Source organism: Mycetocola sp. (assembly GCF_025464835.1).
In the GTDB taxonomy this organism is placed as follows: domain Bacteria; phylum Actinomycetota; class Actinomycetes; order Actinomycetales; family Microbacteriaceae; genus Mycetocola_A.
Genome location: NZ_JAODMP010000083.1, coordinates 1 through 10,508 on the forward strand (window position 1 = coordinate 1; position 10,508 = coordinate 10,508).

11 protein-coding genes and 1 pseudogene are annotated in these 10,508 nt (G+C 66.3%); 6 read left to right on the forward strand and 6 right to left on the reverse strand.

The genetic code is table 11. From position 1 onward, the window contains the following. On the forward strand, positions 1-441 hold a 441-nt coding region (locus JWP90_RS10300; protein WP_297363471.1), incomplete at its 5' end, for a carbonic anhydrase. Between the two features lie 27 nt (positions 442-468). Continuing rightward, on the forward strand, positions 469-1,866 hold the full coding sequence (locus tag JWP90_RS10305) for a class II fumarate hydratase (RefSeq protein ID WP_297363474.1): 1,398 nt from the start codon (positions 469-471) through the stop codon (positions 1,864-1,866). A 77-nt stretch (positions 1,867-1,943) separates the two neighbouring features. Here JWP90_RS10305 and JWP90_RS10310 read toward each other — a convergent pair whose 3' ends face one another. From JWP90_RS10310 to JWP90_RS10330, 5 genes are all read right to left on the reverse strand, one after another. Next, positions 1,944-2,927: an aldo/keto reductase gene (locus JWP90_RS10310; RefSeq protein ID WP_297363477.1), complete on the reverse strand. Its 984-nt coding sequence runs from the start codon at positions 2,925-2,927 to the stop codon at positions 1,944-1,946. 48 nt (positions 2,928-2,975) lie between these two features. Next, complete coding sequence (locus JWP90_RS10315; RefSeq protein WP_297363481.1) at positions 2,976-3,557, reverse strand: A24 family peptidase; 582 nt, start codon at positions 3,555-3,557, stop codon at positions 2,976-2,978. A 61-nt stretch (positions 3,558-3,618) separates the two neighbouring features. Then, the gene (locus tag JWP90_RS10320) at positions 3,619-4,998 is read right to left on the reverse strand and encodes a PhoH family protein (RefSeq protein ID WP_297363484.1); all 1,380 of its coding nucleotides are present in this window, start codon (positions 4,996-4,998) and stop codon (positions 3,619-3,621) included. Between the two features lie 200 nt (positions 4,999-5,198). Next, positions 5,199-6,320, reverse strand: coding sequence for an aminotransferase class V-fold PLP-dependent enzyme (locus JWP90_RS10325; RefSeq protein WP_297363487.1), 1,122 nt, complete (start codon positions 6,318-6,320; stop codon positions 5,199-5,201). A gap of 9 nt (positions 6,321-6,329) precedes the next feature. Continuing rightward, on the reverse strand, positions 6,330-7,115 hold the full coding sequence (locus tag JWP90_RS10330; RefSeq protein WP_297363491.1) for an isoprenyl transferase: 786 nt from the start codon (positions 7,113-7,115) through the stop codon (positions 6,330-6,332). 168 nt (positions 7,116-7,283) lie between these two features. On the opposite strand from JWP90_RS10330, the gene JWP90_RS10335 reads away from it, so the two are divergent. Continuing rightward, positions 7,284-7,973, forward strand: a complete 690-nt coding sequence (locus JWP90_RS10335) for a hemolysin III family protein (RefSeq protein ID WP_297363503.1) — start codon at positions 7,284-7,286, stop codon at positions 7,971-7,973. A 4-nt stretch (positions 7,974-7,977) separates the two neighbouring features. Here JWP90_RS10335 and JWP90_RS10340 read toward each other — a convergent pair whose 3' ends face one another. Beyond that, positions 7,978-8,415, reverse strand: a complete 438-nt coding sequence (locus JWP90_RS10340; protein WP_297363494.1) for a nitroreductase family deazaflavin-dependent oxidoreductase — start codon at positions 8,413-8,415, stop codon at positions 7,978-7,980. A gap of 82 nt (positions 8,416-8,497) precedes the next feature. Between JWP90_RS10340 and JWP90_RS10345 the strand changes: the two genes are divergently transcribed. The 3 genes and pseudogenes from JWP90_RS10345 to JWP90_RS10355 all read left to right on the forward strand — a co-directional run bounded on the left by JWP90_RS10345 (position 8,498) and on the right by JWP90_RS10355 (position 10,393). Beyond that, positions 8,498-10,066: an FAD-dependent monooxygenase gene (locus JWP90_RS10345; protein WP_297363497.1), complete on the forward strand. Its 1,569-nt coding sequence runs from the start codon at positions 8,498-8,500 to the stop codon at positions 10,064-10,066. Positions 10,067-10,213: 147 nt separating this feature from the next. Continuing rightward, a pseudogene (locus JWP90_RS10350) lies at positions 10,214-10,261 on the forward strand (hypothetical protein); the annotation flags it as partial. 6 nt (positions 10,262-10,267) lie between these two features. Further along, complete coding sequence (locus JWP90_RS10355) at positions 10,268-10,393, forward strand: hypothetical protein (RefSeq protein WP_297363500.1); 126 nt, start codon at positions 10,268-10,270, stop codon at positions 10,391-10,393. Positions 10,394-10,508 lie beyond the last annotated feature (115 nt).

Consider the following 10,508-nt stretch of genomic DNA (forward strand, 5'->3'; position numbering starts at 1 on the left):
GTACGCAACGCCGGTCAGGTCATCTCCGACTCCGTCGTCGGCTCGCTGGAGTACGCCGTCGGCGTCCTGCACGTGCCGCTCATCGTCGTGCTCGGCCACGACCAGTGCGGCGCCGTTCGTGCGGCGATCGATTCGCTCGCCCCGGATGCCCCGCCGCTGCCTCCGCACATCCACAACCTGATCCAGCAGATCGCGCCGGCGGTGGAGCGGGTGGCGAAGTCGCGTGCGGTGAATCCGTGGGAGGCTGACCCGTTCGAGGTGGGCCGCCAACACCTTCGCGACACGGTCGCCGCACTGCTGGAGCGGTCGGAAATGATCAGCGACGCGGTCGCCGCCGGCACCCTCGGTATCGTCGGAGCGAACTACAAGCTTCTTGAAGGCACCGCCGTGCCAGACATCCTCATCGGAAACCTCAAAACCACGCCCACCAGCGCAAAGTAGCGCCAACACACCAGGAGAAGATCAACCGTGTCAGACACACCCCAGTACCGCATCGAACACGACACGATGGGCGAGGTCCGCGTCCCGGCCTCCGCGCTGTACAGCGCCCAGACCCAGCGCGCTGTGGAGAACTTCCCGATCTCCGGTGCAGGGCTCGAGTCGGCTCAGATCGCCGCACTCGCGAGGATCAAGAAGGCAGCAGCTGCCGCGAACGCGCAGCTGGGTGTGCTCGACACAGCCATCGCCGAGGCGATCGGCGCCGCGGCCGACGACGTCATCTCGGGCCGCCACGACAAGCAGTTCCCGATCGACGTCTACCAGACCGGTTCAGGCACGTCCTCGAACATGAACATGAACGAGGTCCTGGCGAGCCTCGCATCGACCCGCCTCGGCACGCCGGTCCACCCGAACGACCATGTGAACTGCTCCCAGTCCTCGAACGACGTGTTCCCCACATCCGTGCACATCGCGGTGACGAGTGCGCTCATCGATGACCTGATCCCGGCTCTGGATCACCTTGCCGTGTCGCTTGAGGCGAAGGCGGAGCTGTGGAAGACCGCCGTCAAATCCGGCCGCACCCACCTGATGGATGCCACACCGGTCACGCTCGGCCAGGAGTTCGGCGGTTACGCCCGCCAGATCCGTCTCGGGATCGAGCGGGTTCGCTCTGCCCTCCCCCGCGTCGCCGAAGTGCCACTCGGCGGCACCGCCGTCGGCACCGGCATCAACACTCCCTCCGGCTTCCCGCAGCTCGTCATCCAGCTGCTGGTCGACGACACCGAACTGCCGATCACCGAGGCAGCCGACCACTTCGAGGCCCAGGCCAACCGCGACGGACTCGTCGAGGCATCCGGTGCGCTTCGGACCATCGCGGTGAGCCTGACAAAAATCTGCAACGACCTTCGCTGGATGGGCTCTGGCCCGAACACCGGCCTCGGTGAACTGCACATCCCCGACCTCCAGCCCGGGTCGTCCATCATGCCAGGCAAGGTCAACCCGGTGATCCCGGAGGCTGTGCTCATGGTCTGCTCGCGGGTCATCGGCAACGACGCGACGATCGCCTGGGGCGGCGCGTCCGGTTCGTTCGAACTCAACGTGCAGATCCCGGTGATGGGGACCGCACTGCTCGAGTCCATCCGCCTGCTCACGAACGCGTCGAGGGTGCTCGCCGACAAGACCATCGACGGCCTCGAAGCGAACCTCGAGCGAGCGGAGGCCCTGGCCGGGATGTCACCGTCGATCGTCACCCCGCTCAACAAGATCATCGGCTACGAGAAGGCCGCGAAGATCGCCAAGCACGCCGTCGCCGAGGGGATCACCGTCCGCGAAGCGGTCGTGAGCCTCGGCTTCGTCGAACGCGGGGACATCACCGAAGAGCAGCTCGACAGCGCGTTGGATCTGCTGTCGATGACGCACCCGGGCTAGCCCACCTCGCCAGTTGCCCGGTTTCGCGGGTTCCGCTCGCTGCGGACCCGCGAAACCGGGCAACTCGCGTCGGGCGGTTACCAGCGGTTGTGCACCGTTGCCTTGATGTCTGCCTCGTAGATGTTGACGACGGCGTCGAGGTACTGCTGCGGCAGCGGCCCGGCAGTGCCGGCCGCGGCGTTCGCCTGCGCCTGCGCGATCGACCGCGCCCCGGGAATGACGCTCGTCACCCCGTCCTGCTGCGTGACCCAGGCGAGTGCGGCCTGCGCGGGCGTCCGCCCTTCGGGAACGAAGGATGCCAGTTCCTCCGCTGCGCGCACACCGGTCGAGAAATCGACCCCGGCGAAGGTTTCCCCGACGTCGAAGTGGCTGCCGTCGCGGTTGAACGTGCGGTGGTCGTCGGCTGAGAACTCGGTTGTCGGCGTGTAACGGCCGCTGAGCAGGCCTGAGGCGAGAGGCACCCTGGCGATGATGCCCACGCCGGCGTCCCGAGCGGCTGGCAGCACCTGTTCGAGCGGCTTGAGCCGGAACGCGTTGAGGATGATCTGCACGCTGGCTGTGCCCGGGCGGGCGATCGCCGCGAGGGCTTCGGCACAGGTCTCGACGCTCACGCCGTAATTGGCGATGACGCCGTCGGAGACGAGGGTGTCGAGGGCGTCGTACACCGCATCGGAAGAGAACACCGGCGTGGGCGGGCAGTGCAACTGCACCAGGTCGAGCCGGTCGACGCCGAGGTTGCTGCGTGAACGGTCCGTCCATTCCCGGAATTTCGCGAGCGTGAAGTTCGCCGGGTCCTGGGCCTCGCGGCGACCCATCTTCGTCGCGACGAGCACGTCGACGTCAGGGTTGGCCGCGAGGAACCGGCCGATCACCTGTTCACTTCGTCCGTCGCCGTAGACGTCGGCGGTGTCGAAGAAGGTGACGCCTGAGTCCACGGCGGCGTCGAGCACGGCGAGGGCGTCCTTCTCAGAGACAGCACCCCAGTCCGAGCCGAGTTGCCAGGTTCCGAGACCGATGATCGAGACGGGGCGGCCGGTGTCGCCGAGAATGCGCTGTTCCATGCGCACCAGCCTAGGCTCTCTCAACCCCGGACGTTCGGATTCGGGCCGCTACAGCGTCGAGGTCGCTGGGGTGAGAGCGACGGCAACCCAGAAGCCGGCGAGAAGGAACGGCCCGAACGGGATCAGGGTGTCCGTCCCGCCCACGCGCCGCATCAGGACGAGGATGCCGCCGACGCCGCCGAAGAGGAACCCGAGAGTGAGGCCGGCCACCGCCTGGGCGGCTCCGATCGAGCCAAGGCACAGCCCGAGCACCCCGGCGAGCTTGACGTCGCCCATCCCCATTCCCCCGCAGAGGTTCAGCAGAAGGAAGACCACGAACCACGCAGCGCCCGCGAGGAGAGCGGGGACGGTCTGCGTACCGGTGAAGATCCCGTGCACGGCGATCCCCGCGAGGACCACCGGATATCCGGGCAGTACGAGCCTGTTGGGCAGACAGCGGCTGGCCAGGTCGATACGGACAAGCTCCCCTGTCACCGCTGCGATGTAGAGGGCTCCGACCAGCAGGGCGCTCGGGCCGAGGGCGAGAACCGCGAGGACACCAAGCACGGCGGCAGCGGGAAGCTCACGGATCGCCCACCGCCACCGGCCGCCCGCATCCGTCTCATCCTGGCTGCCCGCGTCGATCGCCATGGCGACACGCTAGCCGGGCCGGGCATCCCTCGAGCGGGTTATCCACAGCCCGGCTGTCCGCTCAGGCGAGCTCGTTCCCTTCAAGCAGCTCCGTCACCAGGGCAGCGATGGAACTGCGCTCCGACCGGGTGAGGGTGATGTGACCGAACAGGTCATGACCTTTGAGCGTCTCGATGACGGAGGCCACCCCGTCGTGCCGGCCCACCCGCAGGTTGTCCCGTTGCGCGACGTCATGGGTCAGGATCACTCGGGAGTTCTGTCCGATCCGGGAGAGCACAGTGAGGAGCACATTGCGCTCGAGCGATTGCGCTTCATCGACGATCACGTACGCGTCGTGGAGGGAACGGCCACGGATATGGGTCAGCGGCAGCACCTCGAGGATGCCGCGTTCGATCACCTCGTCGAGGACGTTCTGCGACACAACCGATCCGAGGGTGTCGAAGACCGCCTGGCCCCACGGGTTCATCTTCTCGCCCTGGTCGCCTGGCAGGTATCCGAGCTCCTGGCCGCCCACCGCGTACAGCGGCCGGAACACCATGATCTTGCGGTGCTGCTGGCGTTCGAGAACGGCTTCGAGTCCGGCGCAGAGGGCGAGCGCCGACTTCCCCGTCCCTGCTCGACCCCCCAGCGAAACGATGCCGACCTCCTGGTCGAGGAGCAGGTCGATCGCCAGTCGCTGTTCAGCGCTTCGCCCGTGCAGACCGAAGACATCGCGGTCGCCGCGCACGAGCCTGAATTGCCGCTTGCCGGTGACCCGTCCGAGGGCCGACCCACGATCTGAGTGGATGATCAGCCCTGTGTTGACGGGCAAGCCCTCGATAGCCTTCGAGAGGCCCACTTCCGTCTCGTACAGGTCACTCATCTCGTTGGCGGAGACGTTGATCGTCGACATGCCGGTCCAGCCGGAGTCGACCGCCTGCTCCGCGCGGTACTCCTCGGCGGAGAGCCCGATGGACGCCGCCTTGACCCGAAGCGGCAGGTCCTTGGATACGACCGTCACCGCGAGCCCGTGATTGGCGAGGTTGAGGGCGACCGCGAGGATCCGTGAGTCGTTGTCGCCGAGTTGCAGGCCGTTCGGAAGCACCGACATGCTGGAGTGGTTGAGTTCGACGCGAACGGTGCCTCCTTCTTCACCGACCGGCACCGGGAAGTCGAGCCTTTCGTGTTCGATCCGCAGCTCGTCGAGGATCCGGAGAGCCTGCCGGGCGAAGTAGCCGATCTCGGGGTCCTGGCGCTTCCCCTCGAGTTCGGAGATGACGACCACCGGAAGAACGACCGCGTGTTCCGCGAAACGGAAGAGCGCTTTCGGGTCAGACAACAAAACCGAGGTATCCAGGACATAGGTACGCTCGGTCTGTTTCTGAGATGCTGGCTGTGACGTTGTGTTCTTTGCTTGCCCTTCGGTGTTGTGCTGTGGTGCGTGGGTAGGTGTCGGGGTCATTGCCACTCCCAGCCGAACCGTTCGGTTCGGTTCTCCAGCGAGTGCAGCCACGTGCGTTCCGAGTCGAACTTATGTGGCCGTCTCGACCAGGCGCCATGCCTGATACGTCAGACGTTACGACTCCTCCAGCACAGGGCCAAACATGACACGCTGGCTTGACATCGCCCGCAGGTGAACTTTTTCCCGAATGGGGGGCGCCCCTAGTAGGCGATGGCCGTCGAGAACGAGACGAACGAGTCGCGGAGCATCCCGAGCGTCTCACTCGTTGTCCCCGCGTGCACGCTCAACCGGATCCGATTCTGCCTGAGGGTGGTGGTCACCCCGTGGTTGTGAAGTGATGCCACCAGCAGGGCGACCTGGTCGTCAGGCGGGTCGAGGATCACGATGCCGGCCCGTTCGTGGGCTGCGCGGGGTGACGCGACCGAGATGCCGAATTCATCGGCGAGTTCCATGGTTTCACCGACCCGGTCACTGACCGCCGCGGCGATCTCTGCAACTCCGACTGAGCCGATCTCCTCAAGCGCTGCCGCCAGCCGGGCTTCGGCCGAGAAGTCCGGATTGGCCACGCTGTAGGCGCGAGCCGACTTCGATGGCGGCGGAACGGCATCCCACGGTTCGTCCTCATCGGTCCCGGTGTAGCCGCTGACGACGGGCTCCAGGTGGGAAAGTGCCCGGTCGCTCAACGCGAGGAACCCGGTCCCCCAACCAGCCCTGACCCATTTCTGCCCACCGGATGCGATCACGTCGGCAACCTCGAACGGTGCGTCGACGACGCCGAAGCCCTGGATCGCGTCGACGATGAGCAACCGGTCACCGATCACCTGCCGGATGCCGTCGAGATCCGCCACGTAGCCCGTGCGGGTATCGACGAGGCTCAGGGCGACGGCGGTGATGGCCGGGGTCAGCTGCTGCTTGATCGTGTGCGGTGTGACCCGGCCATGGTCGGTCTCCAGCCAGGTGGGAGTGAGCACCTGCATGGACTCCGCCGCGCGGGTCGCAGCGACCGTGAGGCTCGGGTAGTCTCCCGCAGACAACAGCAGTCCCCCGGTCATGCTGAACATGGTGTGCATGAGACCCATACCCGTGTTCGGCTGGCTGACGATGTTCTCGGGCGCGAACCCGAGAAGCGAAGCGACGGCAGCACGCATCCGTTCGTCCTGGGCGAGGAAGGTCTCGACTGCGCCGTACCTGGCGCGCCCGAGCAGGTCGACCTGCAGGCGCAATTCGTCCTGGACGACGGCGGACAGCGGGCCGACCCTGCCGTAGTCCAGGTATCCTGGCTCCTCACCGAAGCCGCGAAGAAAAGCGTCGATTCCGGTCATCGTTCTTCCTCACCCGCCGAAGCGGCGCTGCCTTCTCGAGAAATCGCGGAGCGCCCGCAGGAAATCGACCTCCCGCAGATCAGGGCCGAGCGCCTCGACGAAATAGAACTCGCTGTGCGCGCTCTGCCAGAGCATGAAGTCGCTGAGCCGTTGCTCGCCCGACGTCCGGATGACCAGGTCAGGGTCCGGCTGACCGCTCGTATAGAGGTGCTCGCCGATGAGGTCGGGGGTCAGCAGCTCGGCGAGGGACTCGAGGTTGCCGCCGGTGAGGTGGTGTTTCTCGACGATGCTGCGCATCGCGTGCACGATCTCCGTCCGGCCGCCGTAACCGACGGCGAGGTTGATGTGCAGACCCTTTTTCTGGGATGTTCTGGCTTCGGCGGCGTCGAGCGCGGCGATGAGCGGTTCGGGCAGCCCGGTCGTCGCCCCCACCCTCTTCACGCGCCAGCTCCGGTAGTGCGAGAGTTCTTCGGCGAGGTCGGCGATGATCTCGATCAGGTCGTGGAGCTCGTCGGTCGACCGCGAGCTGAGGTTGTCGCTGGAGAGAAGGTACAGCGTGACAACCTTGATGCCGAGGTCGTCACACCATTCGAGGAACTCCCGCATCTTCGCGGCGCCGGCGCGATGCCCGTGCGCGGCCGTCTCGTAACCGAGTTGCTTCGCCCACCGACGGTTGCCGTCGATGATCATCGCCACGTGGTGCGGCAGCGTTTCGGAGCCGAGTCCACGGCGGAGGCGCTTCTGGTACAGGTTGTAGAGAAACCCTGGCCCTGGCTTCGAACGGCTGTTTGTCACACCGTTACGTTAGTGCAGTTTGCTCGGGAGGCGCCGCGTATCCTGTGTTCTATGCCCCTGTCGCCTTCCTCTCGCCATCGCCCAGACCACGGCGACGGAACCGGCGGTGCCGGGCCGAACGCTGAGGTCGACGCCGCCGTCGCACACGATGACGCCGCCGGCCCCGATCTGCCGAACATTCCGCTTCTCGACGACACCATCGCGCGGCCCGAGGACAACAAACCCACCTGGCGCGGCTGGATCCACGCCGGCACTTTCCCCCTCACCATCGTGGGCGGGATCATCCTCGTCTCGCTGGCGCAGGGCGCTCCGGCGAAATGGGCGACCGCGGTGTTCGCGCTCAGTTCGCTCCTGCTCTTCGGGGTCTCTGCGCTCTACCACCGGCTCAACTGGTCGCCGCGTGCCAAAGTCCTGCTCAAACGGATGGACCACGCCAACATCTTCCTGCTGATCGCCGGCAGCTACACGCCGGTGGCTGTTCTCGCCCTGCCGCCGGAGAAGGGCAGCCTTCTCCTCGCGCTGGTCTGGGGAGGAACCCTCGTCGGCATCATCTTCCGGATGTTCTGGCTGCACGCGCCCCGCTGGCTCTACGTTTTCCTGTACATCGCGCTGGGCTGGGCCGCAGTGATGTACCTCTTCGACATCTTCCGGGTGAACCCGGCGACGATGACGCTCATCATCGTCGGAGGGCTCCTCTACACGGGAGGCGCCATCGTGTACGCCCTCAAACGGCCGAACCCCGTTCCCGGGCACTTCGGATTCCACGAGATCTTCCACGTGTGCACGGTGCTCGCCTTCCTCTGCCATTGGACAGGCATCCTGCTGCTTGCCGTGAATCCGGCGTTCAACCTGGGCTGAGCGCTCAATCCTCCCGGGTGAGCACGAACACGGGAATCTCGCGTGTCGTCTTTCTCTGGTAATCGGCATACGGCGGATAGGCGGCGGCGGCGCGTTCCCACCACACCCGCTTCTCATCACCGGTGACTTCCCTCGCCGTGTAGTCGTGCCTCTCGGCCAGGTCCTGCAGTTCGACGTGGGGATTCGCACGGACGTTGTAGTACCAGACCGGATGCTTCGGCGCGCCCCCGAGGGAGGCGACGATCGCGTACTCCCCTCCGTGCTCAACCCGCATGAGCGCGGTCTTGCGGAGCTTGCCGCTTTTCGCACCGACGGTGGTGAGCACGACCACGGGCCGGCCGTGCAGCGTCGTCGCTTCGGTCCCGCCGGATGCCTCGTACCGTTCTACCTGGTTGCGCGCCCACCCGCTGGTGCTCGGCTCGTATTCTCCGGTCAACGGCATGGCTCCACTCCTCCGCGGGGGTGAACGGCCCCCGACCGGATCAGTGTAGTGTCGCGGGTCGCGGGTGCCTACCATGGAGAAGGTGGGCGATCTCTCCGCAACGACGAGAACCGAGGTCCTGGTGGTGGGGGCCGGGCCGACCGGCCTGCTGCTCGCCGTCATCCTCGCGAAGCTGGGCATCGACGCGGCGATCGTCGACAGCAAGTCCGGCCCGACACGAGAGTCCCGGGCGCTCGTCCTGCAGGCCCGCACAATGGAGATCCTCGATCAGCTCGACATGGTCGATCCTGTTCTTGCCGAGACGGTGACCGTGACGGCAGCGAGTCCCGGCTTCGAGCGGACTTCGTTCGGCCGGGTGCCGATCGGACGGATCGGCGCGGAGGTCTCGCCGTTCCCCGGCCTCCATGTTTTGGAGCAGTCGAAGACGGAACGAATCCTTGTCGATCAACTCGAACGGCTCGGGGGTTCGGTGCTCTGGAACCATCGGCTCGCCGGCCTCGCCGATCAGGACGCGAACGGCATGGGGGTGGAAGCCGTCCTGGACGGCCCTGAGGGCAGGATCCGGATGTCGGCCGCGTATTGCGTCGGGGCAGACGGGGCGTCGTCCATGGTCCGTAAGCTCCGCGGCATCCCGTTCGAGGGCATCACCAACGAGCACACGTTCTACGTTTCTGACGCGCACGGGGTGACCGGTCTGGAGCCCGAGGTCGTGAACATCCGGTTCGGTACCGACGATTTCCTCATCACATTCCCGATGGCACCCGGCGGGCATGACCGTCTCCTCGGCACGATCCGGCTGTCTGACGTGAATGAGTTCGTCACCGAAGACGCAGCCCGGACGAAACTGGCACGGGTGTTCGGGGTCGGATACGACGTCACGAGCTGGTTCTCCACCTACCGGATCTCCCACCGGGTGGCCGCGCGATTCCGTGACGGAAGGGTGTTCCTGGCCGGTGACGCCGGACATGTGCACTCGCCGATCGGGGCGCAGGGCATGAACACTGGTCTGCAGGACGCCCACAACCTCGCATTCACCCTCGCCGCGGTGCTCCGCACGGGCGAGGTGTTTCCCGCTCTCGACCGCTACGAGGCAGAGCGTCGGCCGGTGGCTCTCCGGCTCGTGTCGACCACGGACCGGTTGTTCAGCATCGTCACCGGCAGCTCGGTCCGCTCCCGGTTCATCCGCCGCCGGGCGAGCCGGCTGGTCGTTCCAGTCGTCGTCGGTGTGGTCCCCCGGCTGCCAGGCGCCCGCCGGATTTTCGAATACCTGTCGCAGACGCGCATCCATTACTGGATGAGCGCCGACGCGAGAATCACCCGCCACCGCGGACGCGTCGTCGGACGACGGCTCCAGTGGACCGGAACGAACTTCGACGTCCTGAGAAGCCTGGACTGGCAGGTTCACTTCTACGGCACCGTCGACAGGAGGCAGGCCGTGCGGGTTCTCAGTGCCCTTCGGCTGCCGTTCCACAGTTTCCCGACGGTCGGCGCGAGCAGGCTCTCACCTGACCGTTTCTACCTGGTCCGCCCCGACGGATTCGTGGCCGCCGAGGCCACCGGCGATGAGGCGATCCGGGTGTTCCGCAGCGCCCTCGCCGAGCAAGGTGTTCGCCGGGCCCGACACGCCAGGGTCGATACAGTATCCGGATGAACGCCGTCACAATCCTCTGACCGAGCGAAGAGGACTGGCAGCGCGTGCGGGACCTTCGACTGAAGCTGCTTCAGGACACCCCGGTCGCGTTCTGGAGACCCTCGAATCGGCCCAAGCGAACTCGGAGGATGTCTGGCGGATGCGCTCCTGGACGTTGTCGAGGACTGGGCTCGCGAGCAGGGCGACACCCTCACCCTGCATGTGCACGAGGACAACGACCGGGCGATCGCTTTCTACCGGCGCCGCGGCTACGAGCTGACCGGTCGCACCATCCCGGACAACCTCGATCCGACGAGGAACGAACTGGAGATGAGAACGGTGCGGTGACGCAGCCCCTCATCTCAGAGCGGCTTGTCGCCCGAATACGGGTCGACGACACCGTCAGACGCGGGGCCATCGTAGCCCACGCGGTCGCGCTCGTCCAGTTCGCCATGCAACCGCT